At 72.0% G+C, this 24,124-nt stretch carries 19 protein-coding genes; 13 read left to right on the forward strand and 6 right to left on the reverse strand.

The window, feature by feature from the left end; all coding sequences use genetic code 11:
* The first annotated feature begins 3 nt into the window (after positions 1–3).
* From ABT369_RS05760 to ABT369_RS05785, 6 genes are read left to right on the forward strand one after another with little or no spacing between them, the layout of a single operon-like run.
* Complete coding sequence (locus tag ABT369_RS05760) at positions 4–2,658, forward strand: right-handed parallel beta-helix repeat-containing protein (protein ID WP_350610523.1); 2,655 nt, start codon at positions 4–6, stop codon at positions 2,656–2,658.
* Positions 2,659–2,687: 29 nt separating this feature from the next.
* Positions 2,688–3,833 (forward strand): galactonate dehydratase, encoded by a 1,146-nt coding sequence (gene dgoD, locus ABT369_RS05765; protein ID WP_350610524.1) that lies wholly within the window; start codon positions 2,688–2,690, stop codon positions 3,831–3,833.
* Positions 3,827–5,638, forward strand: coding sequence for an exo-alpha-sialidase (locus ABT369_RS05770; RefSeq protein WP_350610525.1), 1,812 nt, complete (start codon positions 3,827–3,829; stop codon positions 5,636–5,638). Before dgoD ends, ABT369_RS05770 begins: the two co-directional genes overlap by 7 nt.
* A 30-nt stretch (positions 5,639–5,668) precedes the next feature.
* On the forward strand, positions 5,669–6,556 hold the full coding sequence (locus tag ABT369_RS05775) for a sugar kinase (protein ID WP_350610526.1): 888 nt from the start codon (positions 5,669–5,671) through the stop codon (positions 6,554–6,556).
* A 1-nt stretch (position 6,557) separates the two neighbouring features.
* Entirely contained in the window at positions 6,558–7,148 is a 591-nt protein-coding gene (locus ABT369_RS05780; protein WP_350610527.1) for a bifunctional 4-hydroxy-2-oxoglutarate aldolase/2-dehydro-3-deoxy-phosphogluconate aldolase, read from the forward strand.
* Entirely contained in the window at positions 7,148–9,340 is a 2,193-nt protein-coding gene (locus ABT369_RS05785; RefSeq protein ID WP_502891709.1) for an alpha-galactosidase, read from the forward strand. The genes ABT369_RS05780 and ABT369_RS05785 overlap by 1 nt, the downstream gene beginning before the upstream one ends.
* Before the next feature lie 28 nt (positions 9,341–9,368).
* On the opposite strand, the gene ABT369_RS05790 is transcribed toward ABT369_RS05785, so the two are convergent.
* Complete coding sequence (locus ABT369_RS05790) at positions 9,369–10,406, reverse strand: DUF1963 domain-containing protein (RefSeq protein ID WP_350610529.1); 1,038 nt, start codon at positions 10,404–10,406, stop codon at positions 9,369–9,371.
* A 232-nt stretch (positions 10,407–10,638) separates the two neighbouring features.
* Here ABT369_RS05790 and ABT369_RS05795 point away from each other — a divergent pair, with 232 nt between their 5' ends.
* Positions 10,639–11,730: a glycoside hydrolase family 19 protein gene (locus ABT369_RS05795; RefSeq protein WP_350610530.1), complete on the forward strand. Its 1,092-nt coding sequence runs from the start codon at positions 10,639–10,641 to the stop codon at positions 11,728–11,730.
* 105 nt (positions 11,731–11,835) lie between these two features.
* On the opposite strand, the gene ABT369_RS05800 is transcribed toward ABT369_RS05795, so the two are convergent.
* A complete protein-coding gene (locus ABT369_RS05800; RefSeq protein WP_350610531.1) occupies positions 11,836–12,306 on the reverse strand; it encodes a hypothetical protein in 471 nt (156 codons plus the stop codon).
* Between the two features lie 154 nt (positions 12,307–12,460).
* Entirely contained in the window at positions 12,461–13,108 is a 648-nt protein-coding gene (locus tag ABT369_RS05805) for a TetR/AcrR family transcriptional regulator (protein ID WP_350610532.1), read from the reverse strand.
* A gap of 118 nt (positions 13,109–13,226) precedes the next feature.
* On the opposite strand from ABT369_RS05805, the gene ABT369_RS05810 reads away from it, so the two are divergent.
* From ABT369_RS05810 to ABT369_RS05820, 3 genes are all read left to right on the forward strand, one after another.
* Positions 13,227–13,799, forward strand: a complete 573-nt coding sequence (locus tag ABT369_RS05810) for a hypothetical protein (protein ID WP_350610533.1) — start codon at positions 13,227–13,229, stop codon at positions 13,797–13,799.
* 520 nt (positions 13,800–14,319) lie between these two features.
* A complete protein-coding gene (locus ABT369_RS05815; protein WP_350610534.1) occupies positions 14,320–17,688 on the forward strand; it encodes a ThuA domain-containing protein in 3,369 nt (1,122 codons plus the stop codon).
* Positions 17,689–17,768: 80 nt separating this feature from the next.
* A complete protein-coding gene (locus ABT369_RS05820) occupies positions 17,769–19,073 on the forward strand; it encodes an IolE/MocC family protein (RefSeq protein ID WP_350610535.1) in 1,305 nt (434 codons plus the stop codon).
* 86 nt (positions 19,074–19,159) lie between these two features.
* On the opposite strand, the gene ABT369_RS05825 is transcribed toward ABT369_RS05820, so the two are convergent.
* Together ABT369_RS05825 and ABT369_RS05830 are read right to left on the reverse strand one after the other, a co-directional pair.
* Complete coding sequence (locus tag ABT369_RS05825) at positions 19,160–20,347, reverse strand: ABC transporter permease (protein WP_350610536.1); 1,188 nt, start codon at positions 20,345–20,347, stop codon at positions 19,160–19,162.
* A complete protein-coding gene (locus tag ABT369_RS05830) occupies positions 20,334–21,395 on the reverse strand; it encodes a peptidoglycan-binding protein (RefSeq protein WP_350610537.1) in 1,062 nt (353 codons plus the stop codon). The genes ABT369_RS05825 and ABT369_RS05830 overlap by 14 nt, the downstream gene beginning before the upstream one ends.
* 31 nt (positions 21,396–21,426) lie before the next feature.
* Between ABT369_RS05830 and ABT369_RS05835 the strand changes: the two genes are divergently transcribed.
* Entirely contained in the window at positions 21,427–21,549 is a 123-nt protein-coding gene (locus ABT369_RS05835) for a helix-turn-helix domain-containing protein (protein WP_350610538.1), read from the forward strand.
* Here ABT369_RS05835 and ABT369_RS05840 read toward each other — a convergent pair.
* The gene (locus ABT369_RS05840) at positions 21,520–22,116 is read right to left on the reverse strand and encodes a class I SAM-dependent methyltransferase (protein WP_350610539.1); all 597 of its coding nucleotides are present in this window, start codon (positions 22,114–22,116) and stop codon (positions 21,520–21,522) included. The two genes, ABT369_RS05835 and ABT369_RS05840, sit on opposite strands and share 30 nt — an antisense overlap.
* Positions 22,117–22,246: 130 nt before the next feature.
* Here ABT369_RS05840 and ABT369_RS05845 point away from each other — a divergent pair, with 130 nt between their 5' ends.
* Both ABT369_RS05845 and ABT369_RS05850 read left to right on the forward strand, forming a co-directional pair.
* The gene (locus ABT369_RS05845) at positions 22,247–23,440 is read left to right on the forward strand and encodes a sensor histidine kinase (protein WP_350610540.1); all 1,194 of its coding nucleotides are present in this window, start codon (positions 22,247–22,249) and stop codon (positions 23,438–23,440) included.
* Positions 23,440–24,117 carry a response regulator gene (locus ABT369_RS05850; protein ID WP_350610541.1) on the forward strand — a complete coding sequence of 226 codons (678 nt, stop codon included), beginning with the start codon at positions 23,440–23,442 and terminating at the stop codon, positions 24,115–24,117. Before ABT369_RS05845 ends, ABT369_RS05850 begins: the two co-directional genes overlap by 1 nt.
* The last annotated feature ends 7 nt before the right edge of the window (positions 24,118–24,124 follow it).

Raw genomic sequence — 24,124 nt, forward strand, 5'->3', positions numbered from 1 at the left:
ACCATGCCCCGCGACATCTCCCGACGTACCCTGCTCGGTGCCGCCGCCGCGGCCGCCGGCCTGACCGCCCTCGGCCGCCCGGCCTTCGCCGGTCTCCCGCCGGGCCGCCCCATGCCGGCGGCGGGCAACCTCACCCCTTCCGGCGCGGTGAGCAACCTGCCGGACTCCTTCTACGACCGGCCGGGGCTGGAGGGGATGCCCCGCATCGACTACCAGAGCCTCCCGGTCGTCGACATCAGCGACCACGGCGCGGTCGGCGACGGCGTCACCTCGGCCGTTCCCGCCTTCAACGCGGCCCTCGCGGCGCTGCGGGCCCAGGGCGGCGGGGTCATGTACATCCCGCCCGGTCGCTACCTGTTCCCGGCTCCGGCTCTTCCCGGCAACAACTGGTGGTTCCAGAACGACATCCGCAACGTCCACTTCGTCGGTGAGGGCGAATCCAGCGTCCTGCTCTTCCATCGCCCGGTGATGACCCGCAACGGTCAGGAGGCGCCGCCGTACCCCAGCGGCCAGGCCTGGCAGTTCCAGACGGCCGTCGACGTCTCGCTGCGGGACCTCGCCTTCCAATGGGCGCCGCTGAACCTGTTGCGGCACAACGCGACCGCCACCGCGCTGATCATCCGGGCACCGCAGGCGGTGCAGATCCTGCGGGTCACCGTCGACCACTGCCAGCCCGGCATCATCCTGCCCAACGCCCGGGACTGCTGGATGGTCGGCAACGTGATCCGCAACAGCGGCTCCGACGCGTTCAACTACGGCGGCGCGAACAACTGCGTCGCCGCGTACAACTGGGCCGAGTCCATCGGCGACGACGGCATCGCCAACTGGCACGACAGCACCCGCTACCCGGACAGCACGGCGATCGCCGACGTGCGCTACGTCCACAACACGATCATCAATGCCTGCTACGGCCGGGGGATGACCCTCGGCGGCGCCCGCCAGACCATCGCGTACAACTGGATCGAAACGACCATGGGGTGCGCGGTCTTCAGCGACATCACCACCACCAATCCGGCGACGCTGATGGACGCCGTCGTCCACGGCAACGACCTGATCCGCAGCGCCTTGGAGATGCGGCCGGACAACCGCATCCTGCGCCCGGGCGGCGGGTTCCACGGGGCCGTGGCGTTCATCGACAAGGTCGCCACCCTGGGCATCACCGGCAACCGGATCCGGGGATCGCAGAGCAACGACATCGCCATCGGCATCGACAACTGGCTGCCGGTGAGCGCTTCGCGGGTCACCGTCACCGGCAACGAACTGCTCGGCGCCGGTGGGGCCGGCGTCAGGCTCTCCCCGGCGACGGTCGTCGACGGCCTGGCCATCGAGCACAACACGGTGCTGGAGAACGACGGGCCGAGCGTCTCGGTGGCCGGTTCGGCCGGCGGCGTGGTGAGCAGCGGGAACGTGGTCACCCGGCTGCCCGAGCTCGACGGCGGGACGGTCGACGGCGACCTGACCGGCTTCCAGGTCACGCAGCAGACCCCGTACCGGGATCCGTACGGGGAGCGGCGCAGCGAACCGAGCGAGACCGCGTGGCGGGAGCCCGCCGAGCGGTCCACCCATGGGTTGCCGGTGGCGAACGTCCGCCGGTTCGGTGCCCGCGGCGACGGGAGCCACGATGACACACCCGCCTTCCGGGCCGCCCTGGCCGCTCTTCCCCCGGGCGGCGGCGTCATCCACGTGCCGGCGGGCCGGTACCTGCTGTGCCCCGATCCGCGGCACTCCACCTTCCGCGACACCCGCATCGAGCACCACTTCGCCGTCGCCGAGCGTGACAACGTCCACATCGCCGGCACCGGCGACGACACCGAGATCGTGCTGTCGAGCGCCGACCACCAGGGCATCCGGTTCATCGGCGGGCACGGGTGCTCGGTGTCGCGGTTGCGCGTCACCCTGCCGCAGCGCCCGCAGCTGCGACACAACCGGGCGCTGATCGAGCTCAGCGGTGTCAAGGACTGTTCGGTGACCGACGTCGGGCTCAACGGTGCCAGCGGCGCGAACCTGCTCGTCGACACCGCCACGGGCGTGCTGGTGCGCGGCGTACGCACCGAGAACGCCAACATGTACGGCATCGACGTCGAGGCGAGCCGGCAGGTCCGGATCACCGGCTGCACGGCCGTGGCCAACCGGGACGGCGGCATCCAGATCGGCTACGCCGGCACGGTCTTCCGCGACGCCCAGTACGTCCGGGTCGACGCCAACACCGTCGACGGCGTCATCGAGGGCGGCGGCATCCAGCTCAGCAGCGGCACCGGCATCGTCGTCAGCGGCAACACGGTCCGCAACACCTGTCAGGCCGGCGTCTACCTGTGGGGCCGGTCGCCGCTCTTCCCGATGCACAGCGCCGACATCGTCCAGAACCACATCTCCGCCGCGTGCACCGGCGCCCTGTGCGTGACCCCCGGCGCGATCTCCATCCACAGCATCCGGGAGTCCGCCGGCACCGGCGAAGGGTTCTTCACCATCGCCGACAACACGATCAGCGACTCGCCGTTTTCGGGCGTCTGGGTCGGCGGCCAGTCACCCATCGGCAAGATGCTCTCGCAGATCAACACCCTCACCATCGCCCGCAACGTCCTGACCGGCGTCGGTGGCAGCCCAGTGCTGATCTACCCCGACCAGCAGGCCAAGATCGCCAACCTGATCATCGGCTGAGCCGAACGCACGAGGAGAAACGCGCGCCAATGAAGATCGTCAAGGTAGCGACATACCGGGTACCGCCTCGATGGCTGTTTCTCGCGGTGTCGACCGATGAGGGCATCACCGGCTGGGGCGAACCCGTCGTCGAGGGCCGCGCCGAGACCGTGCAGACGGCGGTCGCGGAGCTGTCCGACTACCTGATCGGCAGCGACCCGCTGCGGATCGAGGACACCTGGCAGGTCTTGACCAAGGGTGGCTTCTACCGCGGCGGGCCGGTGCTCTCCAGCGCCGTCGCCGGCATCGACCAAGCGCTGTGGGACATCGCCGGGAAGGTCCACAACGTACCCGTCTACGACCTGCTCGGCGGGCCGGTCCGCGACCGCGTACGCATCTACGGATGGATCGGCGGTGACCGGCCCACGGCGCTCGCCGAGGACGCCGAGCGGCAGGTCGCCGCCGGTCTGACCGCGGTGAAAATGAACGGCTCCGAGGAGCTGACCGCGATCGACACGCCCCGCCAGCTGGACCGGCTGGTCGAGCGGGTCACCGCGGTACGCGACGTGCTCGGGCCCGACCGGGACCTCGCGGTCGACTTCCACGGCCGGTACTCGCCCGCGATGGCCCGCCGTGCCCTGCCGTTGCTCGAGCCGCTGCGCCCGATGTTCGTGGAGGAGCCGGTGGTGCCTGAGCTCTCCGCCGACATCGGGCGCATCGCGGCAGGCACCAGCATCCCGATCGCCACCGGGGAGCGGCTGTACTCCCGCTGGGACTTCCGTGACATCCTGGGCGCCGGCGTGGCCGTCGTCCAGCCGGACCTCTCCCACGCGGGCGGCATCTCCGAGGTGCGCCGGATCGCGGCCATGGCCGAGGCGTACGGGGTGAGCCTCGCGCCGCACTGCCCGCTCGGCCCGATCGCCCTGGCGGCCTGTATCCAGGTCGACGTGGCCACGCCCAACTTCCTGATCCAGGAACAGAGCCTGGGAATCCACTACAACGTCGGCTCGGACCTGCTGGACTACCTCGCGGACCGCTCGGTGTTCAGCGCCCGGGACGGTCACCTCGACCGGCCCACCGGTCCCGGCCTGGGCATCGAGATCGACGAGGCCGAGGTACGCAGGGCCGCCGAACATCCGCACCGATGGCGCAGCGCCATCTGGCGGCACACAGACGGGAGCCTCGCGGAATGGTGAGCATCGTTTCTCCACAGTTGCCGGACGACCCGCAGCAGGCACGCGCGGACGACCGGCTGTTGACCGCGGGATCGGTCATCCAGGCGGATGGGTACTGCGACCAGCCATACGTGGTCGTCGCGGCGGACGGTGCCTGGGTATGCGTCGTCACCAGCTCCGCCACCCACGAAGGGGACCCGAGCCAGCGCGTCGTGTCGCGCCGGTCCACCGACCAGGGGCGCACGTGGAGCGATCCGGTCGACGTCGAGCCACCTACCGGCCCCGAAGCGTCGTGGGCGGTGCCGCTGGTCCTGCCCACCGGCCGGATCTACGTCTTCTACACGTACAACTCGGCAAACCTGCGCGAGGTCATCACCAACACCGGAACCAGTCCCCGCGTCGACACACTCGGCGACATGGTCTTCCGCTATTCCGACGACAACGGCCGGACCTGGTCCACGGACCGCTACACCGTGCCGATGCGGACCTTCGACATCGACCGGACCAACCCGTACCAGGGCCAGGTCCTGTTCTGGTGGTCGGTGGGCAAGCCCGAGATCGTCGGGGACGCCGTCTACATCGGCGCGTCGAAGGTCGGCGGGTTCCGTGAGGAGCGCCTGGGCTTCCAGCGCACCAGCGAGGGCTTCGTCATGTGCAGCACCAACATCCTCACCGAGCCCGATCCGGCCCGGATCACCTGGACCACGCTGCCCGACGGCGCGGTGGGCCTGCGGGCGCCACAGGGCGATGTCGCCGAGGAACACAAGGTGATCGGGCTGAGCGACGGCAGCCTCTACTGCACCTACCGGACCGAGGTGGGCGTGATCGCGGAGGCGTACAGCCGCGATGGCGGCCACAACTGGACCACGCCCCGGCCGGCCACCTTCGCGACCGGCCGGCCGATCAGGAACCCGCGGGCCGCCACCTTCGCCTGGGCCTGCGGCGACGGCCGGTACCTGCTGTGGTTCCACAACAACGGCAACACCTGGTTCGGCACCTACCGCAACCCCGCGTGGCTGTCCGGGGGCGTCGAGGTCGACGGCGTGATCCGCTGGTCCGAGCCGGAGATCGCCGTCTACGCCGACGACCCGCAGACCAGCATGAGCTACCCCGACCTGGTGCACGACGGCGACCGGTTCTGGGTCACCGAGACCCAGAAGTCTGTCGCCCGGGTCCATGCCCTGGACCCGGGCCTGCTGGACGGCCTGTGGTCACAGCACCACCGCTCCGGGGTCCCGGACGACTGCCTGCTGCTGGACCACCGGGCCGGCGGGCCGGTGCCGGGGCCCGTGACGCTGCCACGGTTCCAGCTGCGCCGCGGGAACTGGCGCATCGAGGACGGCCGCGCCGGATTCACCCTCGACGCCTGGCTCACCGTCAACGACCTGTCCCCGGGCCGGATGCTGATCGAGCAGCGTGATCCGGCCGGGGTCGGCTTCGCGCTCAGCCTCGCCGAACGGGGCCGGCTCCGGCTGACCCTCAACGACGGCCGCCGGGAGTGCGGCTGGGTGTCGGAACAGGACACGCTCACCGCCGGGCGTCGCGCCCACGTCGCGGTCATCGTGGACGGCGGCCCGAAACTGATCCTGTTCGTGGCCGACGGCCGGTTGCAGGACGGCGGCGACGAACGGCCCTACGGCTGGGGCCGGTTCTCCGCCGACCTGCGTGACGTCACCACCGGCGCCGACGTCGTACTGCACGGCCGCGACCGCGACGAGGTCGAAACCCTGCGCATCCACGGGCGGGCGCTGCGGGTCTCCGAGGCCGTCGCCGCCTATCGCGCCGGACCGGCCGGCACGGCGCCGCACCTGACCGGGAGGGCCTGAATGGCCTCTCTTTCTTCACTCGTGGTCTGCGTGGGCGAGACGATGGCGCAACTGAGCGCGACTCCGCCCGAGAGCCTCGCCGACGCGCGGCATCTCGCCCTGGATGTCGCAGGCGCGGAGTCCACCGTCGCGCTCTACCTGGCCCACCTCGGACACCCGGTCGCGTGGGTCTCCCGCGTCGGGCTCGACCCGTTCGGCACGCGCATCGAAGCGCTGCTCCGCGCCGCCGGCGTCGACACCAGCTGGGTCACCGCCGACCCGGGACGACCGACCGGCGTGTACTTCAAGGACCCGGCGCCCGGCGGGACGGCCGTCCACTACTACCGGGCCGGATCGGCCGCCTCGGCGATGACGCCCGCCACGGTGCCGGACGACCTGCGTGCCGCCGTCCACACGTTGCACATCACCGGGATCACTCCGGCGCTGTCGGACACGTGCGCGGCGATGACGCTGTCGTTGATGGACCCCGGCCCGGGGCGCGGCTACACCGTCTCCTTCGACGTGAACTACCGCGCCGCGCTGTGGCGGCATCGCGACGCGAGCGGCGAGTTGCTTCGACTGGCCAACCTGGCGGACGTCGTCTTCGTCGGCCTGGACGAGGCACGCCTGCTGTGGGGGAGTCCCACGGCCCGCGAGGTTCGCACCCTCATCGACGCGCCCGCCGAGCTGATCGTCAAGGACGGCGGCGTCGGTGCCACGGCATTCGTCGGCGCCGACGAAGTGTTCGAGCCCGCCGTCCCCGTGGAGGTGACCGAGCCCGTCGGCGCCGGCGACTCCTTCGCCGCCGGGTACCTCCACGAGCGACTGCGGGGCACCGCGCCCCGCGGGCGAATCCAGACCGCGCACCGCCTCGCGGCGGCCGTTCTGCGGACCACCGCCGACTTCGTGCCGCCGGCCACCACGCTCGGACCGGCGTGACATGGGCATCGACAACTCGTGGTTCGCGCGCGGCTTCCGCGCCACGCCGTTCATGGCGATCCTGCGCGGCCTCGGCCCGCAACGCACCCTCGACCTGGCCCGTCAGGCATGGGCGGGCGGCATCGACCTTGTGGAGGTGCCCGTCCAGCGCCCGGGCGATCTGGAGGTCCTGAGCGCCCTGGCCCGCGAGGCGGACCGCCTCGGCCGGCACGTCGGCGCCGGCACCGTGCTGACCGTCGACCAGCTCGACGCCGTCCGGCGCGCCGGTGCCCGATTCATCGTCAGCCCCGGGCTGGACCGGACGCTCGTCGCCCACGCGGCCGAGTCGGGAATCCCCGCACTGCCCGGCGTTGGCACCGCCACCGAGGTCAACGAGGCGATGAAGCTCGGCCTGACCTGGCTGAAGGCATTCCCCGCCGCCAGCCTCGGCAGCTCCTGGATCTCCCAGCTGCGCGGTCCCTTCCCGGACGCGCACTTCGTCGCCACGGGCGGGATGAACCTCGACAACGCCCAGGCATTCCTCGATGCCGGTGCGAAGGGCGTCGCCATCGGATCGGCCGTCGAGCGGTTCGTCCGGAGTAGACCGCAATGATGCCCGAGCCTCAGGAGAGCAAACCCGTGCCGACTGACCATCACGGACACGTCCACCTGTGCAACGGGGGCGTCAGCGTCGTCTTCGCTCTCGAGTCCAACCGCCTCCCCGCCGTCGTGTACTGGGGAGGAGAGCTTCCTGCCGCGACAGCCGGGGAAGTGGTCGCGACCGCCGCGCCCGCGGTACTCAACAGTTCCTTCGATCAGCCTCGATCGGTGTCGATCGCGCCGACGACGTTCCAGGGCTGGTCGGGCACGCCAGCGCTCGTCTGCCACCGCGGCGGGGTGCCGGCATCGCGGGTCGTGCTGGTGGCGGTGGAATCCGACCGGACATCCGCCGTCTTCACGCTGCGTGATCATGCCCTCGGCCTGGGTATCCGCCTCGAGTACAGGATCGACCCGGCGGGCGTGCTGACCGCGCTCGCCCGCATCACGAACCTCGCCCCGGCGGGCGAGCCCGTCGACGTCGGCGCCGTCCGGATCTTGCTGCCGGTCCCGGCCCGGGCGGCCGAGCTGCTGGACTTCACCGGGCGGTGGAGCGGGGAACGACGCCCACAGCGCTCGCCGCTGACCGACGGGACCCGGCTGCGGGCATCACGCCGCGGCCGGCCGGGGCACGACGCGGCGTTCGTGACGGTGATCGGCACGCGCCATTTCGGGTTCAGAGACGGGGAGATCTGGGCGGTCCACGTCGCCTGGAGCGGCAACTCCGAGCAGCTCGTCGAGCGTCTGCCGGAGGGAGCCGGCAGCCTTACAGCGCTGATCGGCGGGGCCGAATTGCTGGAACCCGGCGAACTGCGACTGGCACCCGGCGAGGAATACACCGGGCCGCCTGTCCTGTTCGCGTGGTCGGACGGCGGGCTCGACGGCATCTCGCGGCGGTTCCACCAGCATGCCCGGGCCCGGCCGAACCACCCGTCGAGTCCTCGCCCGCTCGTGCTCAACACCTGGGAGGCGGTGTACTTCGACCACGACTTTGGCCGGCTCACCGACCTGGCCAAGCGCGCCGCCGCCATCGGCGTCGAGCGCTTCGTGCTCGACGACGGCTGGTTTCGGGGGCGCCGCAGCGACGCGGCCGGGCTGGGTGACTGGACCGTCGACACTGAGGTGTGGCCGCGCGGCCTGGCCGAACTGGCCGACCTCGTGCACGGACTCGGCATGCAGTTCGGTCTGTGGGTCGAGCCCGAGATGGTCAACCTCGACTCCGACCTGGCCCGCGACCATCCTGAATGGATTCTTGGCCTCGACGATGCCATGCCGCTGTCCTGGCGCCACCAGTTCGTCCTCGACATCGCCCAGCCCGACGCATGGTCGTACCTCTATCGGTCGATCGATGAGATCGTGTCCCGCTACCAGGTCGACTTCCTCAAGTGGGACCACAACCGCGACGTGCACGGCGCGGTGGACCGTGCGAGCGGCGCTCTGCGCGGACGCGCGCAAACCCTGGCCGCCTCCGAACTCATGGACGCTCTCACCCGCACCCACCCAGGCCTGGAGATCGAGGCGTGCGCCAGCGGTGGCGGCCGGGCCGACCTCGGAATCCTCGCCCACGCGCACCGGGTCTGGACCTCGGACACGAACGATCCGATCGAGCGGCAGTGGATTCAACGCTGGACCGGACTGCTGCTTCCGCCGGAAGTCGTCGGCGCACACGTGGGGCCGGCGCAGGCGCACACGACCCACCGGGAGTCGAGCCTGTCGCTACGGCTCGCGACCGCTCTGTTCGCCCACGCGGGCATCGAGTGGGACCTCACCGCCTGCTCCGACGGCGAGCGTGCGACGCTCACGGCGTGGGCTGCGCTCTACCGGCAGCTGCGGCCGTTGCTGCACGGAGGCGTCACGGTCCATGCCGACGACCTCGACGACGGGGCCGTACTGGAGGGGGTGGTGAGCGAGGACGGCCGCCACGCGCTGTTCGCGTGGATGCGGATCGGGACAAGCGCGACCGCGCACACACCGCGCGTACGCTTCCCCGGCCTGCGCTGCGATGTGGACTATGCGCTGCGCACCCGTACCGAGATCGGCCCAGCCAGCCGCCACCAGGTGGCCGACCCGGCCTGGTTCCCGGCACCCGGCATGAGCGCGGCGGTCTCTGGCGGATTGCTCACTGGGGCCGGTGTGCCGCTGCCCCAGCTGAACCCTGGCCAGGTGCTGCTCCTGGAGCTCCTGGCGGGCGCCGAGCCACCAGCTTGAAGAGTGCGGGGTCCGCGACGACCGCTCGCTATTCGGCGTTGCCGTACGGGCGGCTCAGGGTGAAGAACACGCGGTCGAGCCGGCCGGCGGCGAGGTCGTCGGCGCGGATGAGCCAGTGCAGCAGTACCGCGTCGTCACCGTGCCAGGCGATGTCCGGGTCACTGCGGTCGAACTGGGCCAGCAGGCGCCACCGCAGCGCCTCCTCCCGCACCGCCGGGTCGCGCCGGTTCGTGGCACCGCCGAGCGCGGCGGCCGCGGCGTCGAACTCCACGGAGTGGCGCAGCGACCGCGGGTGGCCGCCGAGGCGATGGTCGGGCTCCTGGCCGGCGAGCGCTGCGGCGAGGCGCAGGGCTCGTAGCGGATGCCCGGGGTCGGTCACCGCGTTGCCGAGCGCCTGCGACACGGCCGGATCGTCGCCGGCCGGGACCGTGACGCACGGACGCGCGCCCAGGCGGGTCCGGTCGTAGGCGTTGCCGCGCGCCGGGGTGGCGCGGCGCCGCACCGCCTGCCCGGCCGGCACGTGCGCGAGGCGAGCCGCGCCGGGCGGGGGCGGCTCGTCCGGGTCGACGTCGTCCTCGAACAGCGCCTCGTCGACGAAGAACACCAAGCGCCCACCGTCGGGCAGCCCGGCGCCCACCGCGGGCAGCGCACCGCAGTCGACGGTCGCGACGTGGTAGAGCGGCCGGCCGTCGCCGGCGACCGGCCACGGCACGTCGTCCGGCAGATCCGGCTCCCCGCCGAGCTGCCCGACGACCGGTGTGAGCACGTCACCGGCCGGTACCGGCACGAGCTGCACGGCGGGGAGCCGCAGGGCCAGCCACCCCTCGGCGACGCCGGCGGGCAGGTGCTCGCGGGCGATGGTCATCAGCTCGTCTTCGGTTCGCACCCGGGCCATGCTGGCACGGCTCGTCAACCCCCGGGCCCGCGGGTCGACGCGACGGTCCCGTTCCAGCTCCTGCAGCAGCGTGCGCAGGTCGTCGAGGCGGCGGCCGACGGCGAGCCGGTCGATCTCGTCGGGCACGCCGTGCACCTGGCGCAGCACGGCACCCCGGGTCGCGTGGCTCACCCTCGACGTGTGCCGATGGGGCGTAGCGCGGTGGCGCGGTCACCGGCCATTCGACGGCCCAGCCGCCGCCCGGCGGCGCCGGGATCAACGTTCATGCCCACCGTTCTTCAGTGTGGTAGCGCATAGTAATCAGATAAGAGTATTTACAAAAGGCTAAGTCTTGTTTACTAATGGGGTATGGACACCCGTCCATGCATCTATCGCCCGCGCCCTACGGGAAGGTAGCTCCCCCATGCCCAGAAAACGTCTCCTCGCGCTCGTCGCCACGGCGGGCCTGGCGATCGCCGGCGCCGCGGCGGCGATCCTGCCGACGGTCTCCGCCGACGCGGCCGTCGCCTGCGTGCCCGCCTACGTCTCCAGCCAGGTGTACACCGGCGGCCAGCAGGCCTCGTACAACGGCCACAACTGGACCGCCAAGTGGTGGACGCAGTACGAGACCCCGAGCACCGGCGGGTCCGGCGTCTGGGCCGACAACGGCAGCTGCGGCGGCAGCACCGGCGGCGGTGGCGGCGGCACGACCACGTGCAACTACCCGAACTGGGTCGCCGGGCAGTACTACGCGGTCGGCGCGATCGTGCGGTACACCAACGGCCTGTACTACCAGGCGACGCACGAGAACCCCGGCTACGACCCGACGATCAGCACCTGGTTCTGGTCGCCCTACGGCTGCGACGGCGGTGGCGGCGGAGGCGGCGGCGGCACCACGACCGGCTTCGTGGTGAGCGAGGCCCAGTTCAACCAGATGTTCCCGAGCCGCAACGGGTTCTACACGTACGCGGGGCTGGTCGACGCCATGAAGAAGTACCCGGCGTTCGCCACGACCGGCAGCGACACCGTCAAGCGCCAGGAGGCCGCCGCGTTCCTGGCCAACGTCAGCCACGAGACCGGTGGGCTGGTCTACATCGACGAGATCAACACCGCCAACTGGCCGCACTACTGCGACACCAGCCAGCCCTACGGCTGCCCGGCCGGCCAGTCCGCCTACCACGGCCGCGGCCCGATCCAGCTGAGCTGGAACTTCAACTACAAGGCGGCCGGCGACGCGCTCGGCGTCGACCTGCTCAACAACCCCAACCTGGTCGCCACGAACTCGTCGATCTCGTGGCAGACCGGCCTGTGGTACTGGATGACCGGCACCGGCAACGCGGGCACCACGTCGCACAACGCGATGGTGAACGGCCAGGGCTTCGGCACCACGATCCGGGCCATCAACAGCATCGAGTGCAACGGCGGGAACCCCGCGCAGGTGCAGAGCCGCGTGAACCTCTACAACCAGTTCGTCGGCATCCTCGGTGTCCCCGCGGGCGGCAACCTCAGCTGCTGACCCGCACCTCGGTCACACGACGCCGCCGGCCGCGCATCCAGCGCGGCCGGCGGTTGTACGTACCGGCGCGGTTCGAACTGAGCCGGGTGCGGCGGAGCCTGCCGGTCACCGGGCCGCGGATCGCAGGCGCCCGGCGCGGGTCTTCGCCAGGTTGCGGACCCGCTTCGTGCGGCCGGCTTCGCCCAGCACCGCCAGAACCGTGGCTGAGTCGGCCTCCTCGACCAGTTTGCGCTGGAGCCAGTTGGACGCGGCCGTCAACGCCTCGCGATCCACCGGCTCGCCGGACTGCAGCGCCTTGAACAGGGCCCATTCCTGCACGCGCCGCGCGACGAACCCATCGGCGCCCACCGCGTCCACCACCGGCTCCGCCCACGCGGCGAACGCCGCCGCCGAGCTCAGCCCCTCGGCCCGAGTATCCACAAGAGACATCAACACCGACTCCGCCATGAGCCGGTCCGGCTCGGTGAGCAGAGCTGCGAGCAGCGCCGAGTCGTCACCGGGCCCGCTCTCCCGCACGGCGGCGCTGAGCTGGCGGAATCGGGCATGCCCGTCGGCGGGATCGTCGTTGGAGGTCACCCCGCGAGGGTACCGGCGCGAAACGCTGCGACCCAGCCTCCACTTCCCGGGCTGCGCGCAACGCGGTGGCCGCGCCGCGGCGGCGCAGTCCTGCCGTTAGCGGGCTCAGCCCCGCTGGACCCACAACTTCGAGACCGTGGTCAGCGCGGCGGGTTCACGAGGGCGGCCGGAGCGTCGCGATGCCGGCCAGGATGAGGTCGACGCCGGCGAGGAACTGGGCACGGTCGTCGTGCGCGCGCAGCTGCTCGGCGACGGCGCGGGCGAACGGGTACTCGGCCGGATCCAGGTCTGCCCAGCGCGCCGCCACGGTGCCGATCACCTCGGCCCGGCTGGTGCCCGGGGGCTGCGAGCGGGCGTTGGCCGCGTTCTGCCCCGCGACCCCGAGGATGTAGTTCAGCAGCGCCGACGCCGCGTCGAACTGCGCCGCGTCCGGTACCCCGAGCGCCCGCACCTGCTGCCCGATGCGCTCGAACACCCGCAGGGTCGTCGCCTGGGACGCGAGCCGGGCCAGCTGGGTGCCGATCCACGGGTGCGCGTCGACCGCGTCGAACACGCCCAGCGCGAGCGTGCGGATCGCCTCCCGCGGCGGGTGGCCGGTGGTGTCGGCCGCGAGGGCGTCGGCGAGCACGGCGTCGGTGGCGGCGACGAGCAGGTCGCTCTTGTTCGCCACGTGCCAGTAGATCGCGCCGGGCCCGGTCCGCAGCCGCGCGCCCAGGGCCCGGAAGTTCAGGCCGGCCTCGCCGTCGGCGTCGAGCAGCGCGACGGCGGTGGCGACGATGCGCTCCCGTGACAGGGCCCCCATGCGCCCATCTTGACATGGCTGGAACGCCGTTCCAAGCGCCACGATGAGCAAGATCACGTCATGGGGTACGCGCTGGTGGGGCACCATGATCGAAAAACGGCGCTCCAGGAAGTACACGATGAAATTCCGGCAGATCGTCGACGGCATCGCGACCACGCTCACCGCCGCCGGCTTCGAGGAGGTCCGGCCGCATCCCTCGTATGCGGCGGCGACCCACGTGGTGTTCGTGCGCGCGGAGGCGGTCGAGCTTCTGTCGGTCGCGTTCGAGCCGATGCGCAACCCGCCCGGCCGCTACGACTTCACGGTCCGGCTGCGCGCCGCCACCGCGAACTGGATCCGCTTCGCGGCCCTCGAGCGCCCCGACGCCCCGGCCGAGGCGCACGCGAACCTGTGGGAGCACGCGCTCGGCGTCCTGCCCGGCTTCGAGGGCATCGGCCACGAGATCTGGGCCGTGGTGGAGGGCGACGATGTGGTACCGCTGCAGGCGGCGCTGTCCCGTGAGCTCGCCACGCGGGCGCTGCCCGGCATGCGGGCCGAACTGCGCCACCTGCACGCCATCGAGGACGCCGTCCGCCGCGGCGACGACGCGACCGCCCAGCGGCTCGTGAACGCCCCGCGCAGCCGCAACCTCTGGCACGGCGCCGGGCCGGAGGTCCGCGCCTTCATCGCCTGGCTCCGGCAGGGCCGGTAAACGCTCGCTCAGGCATTCTCGTCGATCTGCGACCTGGCGATCTGCTTTATTCATTTCGCAATCCGGCCAACAGCGTTCGTGCATTAGGTGACCAGGCCGCAGATGGCCCTGGGTGCTTTGGCGCGACCTGATGAAACGGACAATACGCAGGCCCGGGGCCGCTGGCCTAGGCTTTCACCTGGGAACATGAAAACTTTTGACATTCTTAACAGAAGTTCGCGTCCGCGATGCGAAACTTTTGTCGGCAGTCCTCTATCTTTCGATAATCGCTGCGGATAGGGTCGCGGCTATGCGTTGATCGAGTCAGCGGCCGCCGGTCCCACAGCATCCCGGCGGGCGCTGGGCGCAGCTCGGTACGACGCCGTCCGCATTTGTCACGCCAGGACTCTGGCGTACGCCTTCCCTCCAGGCGTACTGCACCCACACCCGAGCCGACCCCCTGGTCGGACGTGCTCGCCTAGCCGCCACCCCCGGCTCGGCGTGACCCGGCACGTCCGGCAACACGCACGGAGGAGGTTTCATGTTCAACCCACCAGGCCGGCGTCGCGCCGCGTTCGGCGGCGTGCTCGCCCTCAGCGCTGCACTGCTGACGTCCACGGCGTCCGCACCGGCGCTCGCCGCGCCCAACCCGGACAGCAACGGCAGCCAATTCAAGGTGCTCGCCTTCACCAAGGCCGCCGGTGCGCCCAGCCCGGCGACCGCGGCCGGTGTCGACGCGCTCAAGCAGCTGGGCAACCAGCTGCGGTTCACGGTCGTGAGCACCAACGATGCCGGCAAGTTCGACCGCGCGCACCTGCAGCAGTACCGCGTCGTGGTCTTCCTCAACACCGAGGGCGACGTGCTCAACGCGGACCAGCGGAGCGCGTTCGAGGAGTACTACCGCGCCGGCGGCGGCTTCGTCGGCGTGCACTCGGCGATCGAGACCCAGAAGGACTGGTCGTTCCTCACCGACGTCCTCGGCACCCGCGCGTCCGGCTCGTCCGCCGTCACGCAGGCCAGGATCAAGGTCGCCGACCGGGTCCACCCGGCCTCGAAGGACCTGCCGCTGTCGTGGAACCGCACCGACCAGTGGTACAACTTCACCTCCAACGTGCGCGGCTTCTCGCACGTGCTCGCGACCGTCGACGAGACCACCTACGCCGGCGGCTCGATGGGCAACGACCACCCGATCACCTGGTGCAAGGACTACCAGGGCGGGCGCTCCTTCTACACCGGCCTGGGCGCCACTGCCGCCAGCTTCGGCACGGCGGACCTGCGGGCGCACCTCGGCGGCGCGATCCAGTGGGCCGCCGGCCGGACCGACGGTGACTGCGGCGCGACCGTGCTGGCCAACTACCAGATGGACACCATCGCGGCCCCGCCGAACCTCGGCGAGCCGATCGGCTTCGACGTGATGCCCGACGGCCGGGTCCTGCAGACCGACCGCAGCGGCATCCTGCGGATGCACGACCCCGCGGCCAACACCAGCCACGTGCTGGCCCAGATCCCGGTCTACACGGCGAGCGAGGACGGGCTCTACGGCCCGGCCATCGACAACGACTTCGCCACCAACCACTGGGTGTACCTGTACTACTCGCCGCGGACCCAGGACGCGCCGTTCCCGGCGACGACCCCCACGGCGAACTCCCCGACGACCGGCGCCGACCCGAGCGTGTGGGATCCGTGGAAGGGCTACTTCCAGCTGTCGCGGTTCAAGTTCGTCGACGGGCCCAGCCCGAAGATCGACCTCGGCACCGAGCAGAAGATCCTGAAGGTGCCGGTCGACCGGGGCGCCTGCTGCCACGTCGCGGGCGACATCACCTTCGACTCGAACAACAACCTGTGGATGGTGACCGGCGACGACACCCCGGCGGGTGGCGGCAACTCCGGCGGCTTCGCCCCGTTCAACGACCAGATGACGACGACCGGGCAGTACAACGCGCCCTACGTCGACGCCCGGCGCTCGGCGCTGAACACCAACGACCTGCGCGGCAAGATCCTGCGCATCAAGGTCCAGGACGACGGCTCGTACACCATCCCGTCGGGCAACCTGTTCACCGGCAATGAAGAGGGCGGCGGCAAGACCCGGCCCGAGATCTACGCCATGGGCTTCCGCAACCCGTTCCGCATCACCGTCGACAACGCCGGCGTCGCCTACGTCACCGACTACTCGCCGGACTCCTCGACGCCGCAGGTGTACCGCGGGCCGGCCGGCACCGGCCGGATGGAGATCGTGCGCAAGCCGTCCAACTACGGCTGGCCGCTGTGCTACTCGCCGAACCTGCCGTACTACCGGTGGAACTTCAACACCTCGACGCCGCTGGACGAACCCGCGCAGGCGTTCGAGTGCAACAACCCGGACCACGGGCCGGCCAACACCTCCCGCTGGAACACGGGTCTGACCTACGCGCCGCCGGTCGCGCAGCCTGACATGTGGTACTCCTTCCAGGACAACAACGCGGCCAACCCGCTCGGCACGCCCTGCGCGGCCTACTACATGCAGAACCCGCCCGGCAAGTGCCCGCAGCTCTTCCCCGAGCTCGGCACCGGTGGCGTCGGGCCGCACGGCGCGGCCAAGTACGACTACGACGCGAACAACCCCAACCCGACGAAGTTCCCGGCGTACTACGACCAGTCCATCTTCTTCGGCGAGTTCACCCGCGACTACCTGCGGGAGATCCGGCTGGACGGGTCGGGCCAGGTCTTCAAGATCAACGACCTGCTCAGCTGTGGCCAGGGACCCCAGACGCCGGCCCGTCCGTTCCTGTGCGACAACCCCATGGACATGAAGTGGGGCAAGGACGGCAGCTTCTACCTGCTGACCTACGGCGACGGCTTCTTCACGGCCAACCCCGACGCGCTGCTGGTGAAGTTCAGCTACGTGAAGGGCACCCGGCCACCGGTCGCGAAGCTCGCCGCGACCCCGACCGACGGCGTCGCCCCGCTGACCGTCGCATTCTCCAGCGCCGGCTCGAACGACCCGGACCCGGGTGACTCCATCAAGTTCGCCTGGGACTTCGACGGCAACGGCACGGTCGACTCGATCGATCCGAACCCGACGTTCACGTACACCACGAACGGCGTCTACACCGCACGGCTCACGGTCACCGACTCCAGCGGCAAGACGGCGTCGGCGAACACGACCATCACCGTCGGCAACACCTCACCGACGGTGCGGGTCAACGTGCCGGTCGAGGGCGGGATGTTCGCCTTCGGCGACACGATCCCGTTCAACGTGACGGTCACCGACCCGCAGGACGGGGCGATCGACTGCTCCCGCGTCCAGGTGACGTTCGTGCTCGGCCACGACAGCCACGGCCACGCCGAATCCACCGCGACCGGCTGCTCCGGAACGCTGCCCACGCTCGAGGAGGACAACTCCCACGGCGGCAACGTCTTCGGCGTCATCAGCGCCTCCTACACCGACAAGGGCGGACCCGGCGGCGTGCCGGCGCTGACGACGGTCGCGCAGACGACCATCCGGCAGAAGAAGCAGGAGGTCGAGTGGGCCATCGACCAGTCCGGCACGGCCACCGCGGCGACCACGGATGTCGGCGGCGGGCTGCAGCGCAACGGCATCGGCAGTGGTGACTGGATCGCGCTCAACGGCACGATCAACCTGCAGAACATCAACTCGATGACGCTGCGCACGTCAGGTGGCAGCGGCGCGGCGGGCACAGGGTCCGTCGAGGTCCGCATGGACGCGGTCGACGGGCCGGTGCTGACCACGGTCACGGTCGCGCCCACCGCGAACGCGACCACCTACGCCAGCCAGACCTTCCCGATCACCGATCCGGGCGGCGCACACCGGCTCTACCTGGTGTTCCGGCCGGTCGCGGGTGGGCCGACGAACAACTACTTCAACCTCAACTGGGTCGAGTTCGGCGGCCAGGGCGTGAGCACGCCCTAGCACCACACCGGGGCGGGGTCCGTCACCCCGCCGGGCCCCGCCCCGGTCTGAACCACACGCACATCAACAGAGGAGCAACCGTGTCCAAACACCTCAGCCGCCGCCGGTTCATCGCCGGCGCGGGTCTCACGGCGGCCGCCGCGTTCACCCCGCTCGGTCCGGCCTCCGTCTTCTCCCCGACGTCGGCGAGCGCGGCCAACGGCCGGCTCATCCCCGACGGCAAGGTCGGTACGATCACCTACACCCAGCGCGACGTGCCGACCCGCATCGGCATCGCCGCGAGCCGCGCGCTCGGCGTGTCCCCGACGATGGGCTACCTGGGCGGCCCGAACTTCCCGAACGACCTGAGCGACCTCGGCCCGCTGGTGCCGCTGCCGGGCGGCTGGCTGGAGCTGTTCGAGTTCCTGGCCAAGTGCGGCTTCAAGCAGATCGAGTTCGCCGGCTACGGCCAGCACGCCTCCAACCCGGGCGGGGCCGCGCCCAACCCGGCGCCGAGCAACGTGACCACCGCGGAGTCGCGCGCGGCCTACCTGGCCTACGCCCGCACCCTGCGCGGCTTCCTCGACGCGTTCGGCCTGCAGGCCATCGGCAACCACGGGTACGTTCCGAACACGTGGAACGGCCCGGGCAGCGCCGGCGGCAAGATGACCACCGAGGACTACAACCGGCTGCAGACCGAGCTGGAGTTCGCCTCGATCCTCGGCATGCCGTTCATGGGCACGGGCAGCGACCCGACGAGCGCGAACAACCGCAACATCGAGCCGTGGACCCTCGCGGGCGAGAAGTGGCAGGCGCTGAACGAGATCGCCGTCGGGCAGTGGGGCATTCACATGTATACCCACAACCACTCGCCGGCGTACAACTTCCTGCAGGACGGCCCGATGGTCACCGTCACGCAGGACCGCATCACCGGTGCGCCGATCGCGCCGACCCAGGTCCGCGGCGAGTCCGGCAAGCGGCTCATGCAGCACTACCTCGACGTCACCAGCCCCGAGCTCGTCGTCATCGAGATGGACGTCTACTGGGCGCACGTGGCGCAGCACCAGCACCGCTGGCGGTACGACTGGAACGGCAACCGCGTCGAGGACATCTTCGACCCGACCGCTCAGGTCGCCAAGCAGACCCAGCGGTACGCGCTGTTCCACGCCAAGGACGGCGACGCCACCGGCCAGCCCGACGGCGTGGGCGACGGCTACAGCTGGATCCCGTTCGGTGACGCCCGCAGCGACATCAACTACAAGGGCTTCTACCGCGGCATCGGCGCCAAGGGCTACCACAACTCCAACTACGAGCAGGACAACGCCCCCGGCGGCAACGCCGACCCGGGCCAGTCCCTGCGCTTCTCCAAGATCAGCGCCGCGGGCATGAAGGGCCTGCGCGGCTGATCCCAGCCGCGAGAACAGGACCACTGACGCGACGGTCCGGGGGCGGCGCCCCGGACCGTCGCCGGCCTGTGCGCGGACCCGTTCGTTCAGGCGGTGCGCAGGGCGTCGGTCGGCGGCAGGCGCGCGGCTCGCAGCGCCGGATACAGGCCCGCCACGGCGCCGGTGGCGACGGACACCAGCAGGGCGCCGCCGAGCGACTCGGGCGGGAGCAGGGTCGTCCAGCCGCGCGCCGTCGCCAGGCCCGCGGTGACCGCCGCGCCGAGCGCGATGCCCGCCAGCCCGCCCAGCGTCGACAGGATCAGCGACTCGGTCAGGAACTGGGCCGCGACGTGGGCCCGGGTGGCGCCCAGGGCCCGCCGCAGACCGATCTCGGTGCGGCGTTCGAGGACGGCGATCACCATGACGTTCGCGATGCCGATCGCCCCGACGAGCAGGGCGACGGCCCCGAGTCCCAGGATCAGGCCCGCACCCGCCCGCTGGACCTGCAGCTGGGCGGTCAGGGCATCCGACGGGCGGCTCACCGACACGTCCGACGGGTGCTCGGGGTCGGCCGTGGGCGCGAGCAGCCGGGCCACGGCGGCGGTGTGCTCGGTCTCGGCGCGCACGTAGATCCGGCTCGGGTGGCCGTCGTAGCCCAGCAGGCGCCCGGCCGAGGCGAAGGACACGAGCGCGGCCTGGTCGATCTCCGGCGCCAGGACGAACGGCCGCAGGATGCCCACCACCGTGTACCAGTGCCCGCTCAGCCACACGCGGTCGTTGCCGGTGACGTCGGTGACGCCCAGCGTCGTCGCCGCGTTGAAGCCGAGGACCGTCACCGGGGACTCGTCGTCGGCCAGGAACCGGCCGGCCAGCAGGGCACCGTCCAGCGTGGCGAGCAGGGTCGCGTCGGCGGCCCGCACCGAGCGGCTGCCGGCGCGGCCGAACGGGGTGTGGTCGTTGCGGTACACGTTCGCGTCGGCGATCCGGGCCGTCGGGGCCACCGCCTCCACGTGCGGCAGCCGGCCGATCATCGCGGTCGCGGTCGCCGGCAGCACCTGCTCCGCGCCGGAGCCGTTCATGCCGTTGGCGACCGTGAGCAGGTTGGTGCCGAGCCGGTCGATCTGGGCCAGCAGGGCCGACTGGCTCGAGCGGGTGACGCCGAGGACCGCGACGATCGACGCGATGCCGATGGCGATGCCGAGGCCGGACAGCACCGCCCGCAACCCCAGCGGGCCCGCGGGCGGCAGGTCGCGGACGCGCAGCCGGCTGCGCAGGGGCCGCTCACGCGTCGTCACGGGGCACCCGCACCTTCTGCCCCTCGGCCAGGCCGTCGCCGCTGACCTCGACCGTCGCGGTCAGATCGTCGAAGAGGCCGGTGCGGACCGGGACGCGCCGGGTGCTGGCGCCGTCGACGACGATGACCTCGTACCGCCCGTCCGCGACGGCGTTCAGCGCGGCGATCGGCACCGTCAGCACGTTGTCGTGCCGCGCGCGGATGACCCATGCCGGCACCGTGGCCCGGTCGGCGAGGCCGGTGAGGTCGCCGTCGACGCGCACGGTCACCGTGACGGTGGGCGGGTTCTGGTCGCTCGCGGCGGCGACGGTGCGCACCGTGCCGTTGCGCGTCTTCGAGCCGGGCAGCGTGACCAGGACGGCGTCCCCGGTCTTGACCCAGCCCAGCTGCGAGGCCGCGGCGGTGAGGAGGACGACGGGCTCGTTCCTGGTGGCGTACTCGACCGGCGCCCCGGCCGCGACCGGCGCGCCGAGCCGTAGCTCGTGGCCGCTCACCCGGATCGGGCCGGGCAGGAACGCGACCGAGCCGAGCGGCAGCTCGCCGGTCACCGCCCCGTGCCCGGCCCGTTGCCACCGCCGGATCGCGTTGGAGGTGGCGCTCGTGAACCGCCGGTCGACGGTCAGCCCGTCGCCGAAGCCGAGGCCGCGCAGATTCGTCTCCAGCTGCTCGACGTCGGCGCCGTCGGTCATGCCGCCGGAGAAGCCGCGCCAGGCCGGACGATCCCCGTAGAGCAGCGCCACGGGGCGGCCGTCGACCTCGTACACGGCGTCGCCGGCGTTGACGACGGTGCCGGTCGGCGGCAGCCAGGTGAGCGTGCCCTCGCCCGACCCGGGCACGACGAAGGCGTCGGCGTACCCGAGCGTGCCGTTGACGAACTGCCGCTCGGCGACGCTCGCGCGGGTCACCCCGGCGGTCGAGGTGCTCACCGCGGCCGGCTCCGGCGGCCCGCCGGGCGGCGCGAGCTGGCGGGTCGTCACCAGGGCGGCGGCGCCCGCGACGCCGGCCAGCGCCACGCCGGTCACGACCTTCGTCGTTCGGCTCACGGTCATCGCCCGGTCGCTCGCGCTGGGGGAGCAGACGGTGAAGTCGCACGTGTCGAGCATCCTGACCAAGCTCGACCTGCAGGACCGCACCCAGGCCGCCAGCTTCGGCCTGCAGCACGGCCTGGTCGCGCTAGGCGAGGCCCTGCGCGGCGATCGCTGAGACCCGCGGCGCGGCGGCGCGGTGCACGAACGCGGGCGGCAGGTTGCGCCACACCACCCGGCTCGTTCCCGTGCGGCCGAACCGCTGCCGCAGATCGTTCGCGAACTTGCGGCCGGGCGGCGTCCAGGCCGCGTGGGCGTACGCGAACGTGGTGAACGCGCCGGCGGGCGTGAGCACCGCGGTGACCGCGTCCAGGATCCGCCGCCGGACCGGCTCGGCCATGACCGTCCACGGCAGCCCGGAGACGACCACGTCCACCGGCCCCGGCACCAGGCGCGCCACGTCGGCGGCGGAGCCGTGCACGACCTCGACCGGCCCGCCGCGGTAGCGGTCGGCGAGGCGCCCGGCGAGATGGCCGTTGAGCTCGATGGCGACGATGCGGGTGCCCGGCGCCACCCGGCCGAGGATCGCGTCGGTGAACACGCCGGTCCCGGGCCCCAGCTCGACGACGGTCCGGGCCCGCTCCAGGCCGATGCCCTCGGTCATCTGGCGGGCGAGCGCGGGCGAGCTGGCGGCGACCGCCCCGGTCAGCAGCGGGTGCCGGAGGAACTCGGTGAGGATGGACATGTCCGGGACGCTAGGGACCATGATCGTCGCCGGTCGTCCGGCCGGCGGGCGGTCGTCGTCCTGCCGTGGGAGGACCCGCGTCGCCGCGCGGGAGGACGCCCGGCCAGGCCCCGGTCGGTACGGTGGGGCGGTGTTCGCAGTGAGGTGGCGCCCGCGCGCGTGGGCCGGGATCGCCACCGCGGCGCCGGCCGTGCTCCTCGCGGTGCCCGTGATCGTGGACCCGCCGACCGACCGGCCGTTCTGGGCGGCCGTCGTCCTGGCCGGGCTGCTCCTGCCGCTGCTGTGGCGCCGCCGCCGGCCCGGGGCGATGACCGCGATCGCGCTCGCCGCCGCCTGGCTCGGGCTGCTCACCCACGCCTGGGCGGAGCATCTCCCGGCCGCGCACCTGTCGCTGCACATCATGCTCTACACGCTGGTCGTGCGCGGCCGTCGCCGGGCGGCCCTGCTCGCCGGGCCCGCCGTCGCCGCCTTCTTCGCCGCCTGGTCCCTCACCCGCGGGGCCGGCCCGGACGCCGCCTGGGGCGTGCTCACCTACGGCCTGTCGATCGCCACGGTCTGGCTGCTCGCCGAGTGGGTGCACGCCCGGCGCGCCTACATCGAGTCGATCGAGCGGCGGGCGCAGCTGGCCGACTCCGAGCGCCGGGCGCTGGCGCGGGCCGCGGCCGCCGAGGAGCGGACCCGGATCGCGCGGGAGCTGCACGACGTGCTCGCGCACAGCGTGAGCGTCATGGTCGTCAACGCCGAGGGCGCGCAGCTGATGCGGCACACCGACCCGGCCGTGGTGGACCGGACGCTGCAGTTCGTGAGCAGCACCGGGCGGGAGGCGCTGGCCGAGCTGCGGCGTCTGCTGGCGGTGCTGGAGGCCGGCGGGGCGGTGGTCGCGCCGCAGCCGGCCCTGACCGACCTGCACCGGCTGACCGAGGGGCTGCCCGGAGCCACCCTGCGCGTCACCGGCAGCGGTGCCGGCGTGCCGGCCGGGGCCGCGGTGCAGACGTACCGGATCGTCCAGGAGGCGCTGACCAACGTGGTCAAGCACGCCGGCGCCGGGGCCGCCACCGAGGTCGCCGTCGACCTGGGCGCGCCCGGGCCGCAGCGGGCGATCCGCATCGAGGTGTGCGATGACGGGGTCGCGGCGCCCGGAACCGCGCCCGGGCTGCCGTCGTCGGGGCGCGGTATCGCGGGGATGCGCGAGCGCGTGGCGATGTTCGGCGGCACGCTGGACGCGGCCCCGCGAGCGGAGGGCGGCTTCCGGGTCGTCGCCGTGCTGCCCCTCGGGCCGGCCGTCACAGCGATTCCACAGGCGCCCGGCGACATTATTGGCTGATGGGGGACCGGTCGCCGTCGCGGGTGCTGATCTGCGACGACCAGGAGATGATGCGGGTGGGGCTCCGCATGGTGGTGGAGAGCCAGCCGGACCTGACCGTCGTCGGCGAGGCCGGCGACGGGGTCGAGGCGGTCGCCGCCGCCGTCGAGCACCGGCCGGATGTGGTGCTGCTGGACGTACGGATGCCGGGTCTGGACGGTGTGGCGGCGGCCGGCCGGATCCGCGCCGCGCTGCCCGCCACCCGCATCCTGATCGTCACGACCTTCGACCTCGACGAGTACGCCTTCGCGGCGCTGCGGGCGGGCGCCGACGGCTTCCTCGTGAAGGACGCGCCCGCCGCGGAGATGCTCGTGGCGATCCGGGGCGTGCTGCGCGGCGACCCGATGGTCTCGCCGTCGGTCACCCGGCGGCTGCTGGAGCGCTACGTGACCGCGGGCGCCGGCCCGCTGCCCGATCCGCGCCTGGAGCGCTTGACCGACCGGGAACGGGAGGTGCTGGGCCTGGTCGCCCAGGGGCTGAGCAACGCCGAGATCGCCGAGCGGCTCCACCTCGGGGAGACCACGGTGAAGACCCACGTGAGCCGGATCCTCGGCAAGCTCGAGGTGCGCGACCGCATCGGCGCGGTCGTCCTCGCGTACGAGAGCGGAGTGAGCCGGCCCGGCTCCTGTCGTCCTTGACAGCCTC

The sequence above is a fragment of the Dactylosporangium sp. NPDC000244 genome (genome assembly GCF_040300725.1).
In the GTDB taxonomy this organism is placed as follows: Bacteria; Actinomycetota; Actinomycetes; order Mycobacteriales; family Micromonosporaceae; genus Dactylosporangium.

Coding starts and splice junctions, on each gene's coding strand:
- ABT369_RS05810 (WP_350610533.1), top strand. CDS start 13,227: ATGAAATTCCGGCAGATCGTCGACGGCATCGCGACCACGCTCACCGCC.
- ABT369_RS05850 (WP_350610541.1), top strand. CDS start 23,440: ATGGGGGACCGGTCGCCGTCGCGGGTGCTGATCTGCGACGACCAGGAG.
- ABT369_RS05815 (WP_350610534.1), top strand. CDS start 14,320: ATGTTCAACCCACCAGGCCGGCGTCGCGCCGCGTTCGGCGGCGTGCTC.
- ABT369_RS05780 (WP_350610527.1), top strand. CDS start 6,558: ATGGGCATCGACAACTCGTGGTTCGCGCGCGGCTTCCGCGCCACGCCG.
- ABT369_RS05770 (WP_350610525.1), top strand. CDS start 3,827: ATGGTGAGCATCGTTTCTCCACAGTTGCCGGACGACCCGCAGCAGGCA.
- ABT369_RS05805 (WP_350610532.1), bottom strand. CDS start 13,108: ATGGGGGCCCTGTCACGGGAGCGCATCGTCGCCACCGCCGTCGCGCTG.
- ABT369_RS05795 (WP_350610530.1), top strand. CDS start 10,639: ATGCCCAGAAAACGTCTCCTCGCGCTCGTCGCCACGGCGGGCCTGGCG.
- ABT369_RS05785 (WP_502891709.1), top strand. CDS start 7,148: ATGCCCGAGCCTCAGGAGAGCAAACCCGTGCCGACTGACCATCACGGA.
- dgoD (WP_350610524.1), top strand. CDS start 2,688: ATGAAGATCGTCAAGGTAGCGACATACCGGGTACCGCCTCGATGGCTG.
- ABT369_RS05830 (WP_350610537.1), bottom strand. CDS start 21,395: ATGACCGTGAGCCGAACGACGAAGGTCGTGACCGGCGTGGCGCTGGCC.
- ABT369_RS05760 (WP_350610523.1), top strand. CDS start 4: ATGCCCCGCGACATCTCCCGACGTACCCTGCTCGGTGCCGCCGCCGCG.
- ABT369_RS05840 (WP_350610539.1), bottom strand. CDS start 22,116: ATGTCCATCCTCACCGAGTTCCTCCGGCACCCGCTGCTGACCGGGGCG.